Here is an 891-nt window from a genome sequence, read left to right as displayed (position 1 = left end):
GCTGGAGGACCTTGTACTAAAGTTGCTTTGGTATTTCCTTATACTTATTCAAAGCATAAAATCAATAATAAATATTCCGTTTATCAAATGGGCTTAATAGGAGTAAGTAATAAAGGCTATCCTGTACTTTCTATACCTAAAGGCAATAAGATTAAATTTGCTTTAACTAAAATACAAGCTAGTCCTCTTGCTAAGATTAAGTATGATAGGATAAGATGGCAAGGGATAGGAGATAAATTAGGAGCGGCACAAAAAAGCAAAGAGAAAGCAAAAATGCTTTTATATTTGGAAAATGAAAATAAAAAAGGTAAGGTAAGTGATAAAGAAGTTCATCTTTATAAACATAATGGAATATGGTCTAAAGATACTCCAAAACCTAGAAGTCCTGATTATATTCTTGAAGATGGTAAATTTAAATATCCTGATGATGATGGCTATAAAATTCCACCCAAACCAAGAGAAGTCACTCTAAAAAAAGGGATGAAACTGGACAGATATGGAGATAATTCAGGTAGCTTTGTTTGCCCTTTTAAGGAGAAAAAAGGAGCAATACCTTATGAAAAAAGATCATTGCCTTATGAAGATAATGAAGCCATGCAAAAAACCTATAAAAGATATGAAGTATTAGAAGATATTAATATGGAGAGTATGTTAAGAAAAAAAGATATATGTCAAAATGAAAGCTTAAAAAATAAAATTGAACAATCAATGAAAAAAAACGAATTCCATTCTCCGAAGATAGGAAGAATATCTCCATGCTTTGAACAAGAAGGTGGAGGAACACAGATTAAGCTTCCTATTTCCATAGAAGACTTAATACAATTGGGCTTTATCAAACAAATATAATAATAAAGGATAGAAAATGACAAGAGAACAAGCAGAACTAATTAT

Annotated in this window: 1 protein-coding gene; it reads left to right on the top strand. The window is 30.5% G+C overall.

What is annotated here, in order from left to right; translation table 11 throughout:
* On the top strand, positions 1 to 846 hold an 846-nt coding region (locus AJ884_RS09545; protein WP_070286656.1), incomplete at its 5' end, for a TNT domain-containing protein.
* Positions 847 to 891 lie beyond the last annotated feature (45 nt).

This window comes from Campylobacter sp. BCW_6463, assembly GCF_001762785.1.
Taxonomy (GTDB): domain Bacteria; phylum Campylobacterota; class Campylobacteria; order Campylobacterales; family Campylobacteraceae; genus Campylobacter_D; species Campylobacter_D jejuni.
Note: the sequence above shows the minus strand (reverse complement) of the source record. Positions and strands in the feature narration are given on the sequence as shown.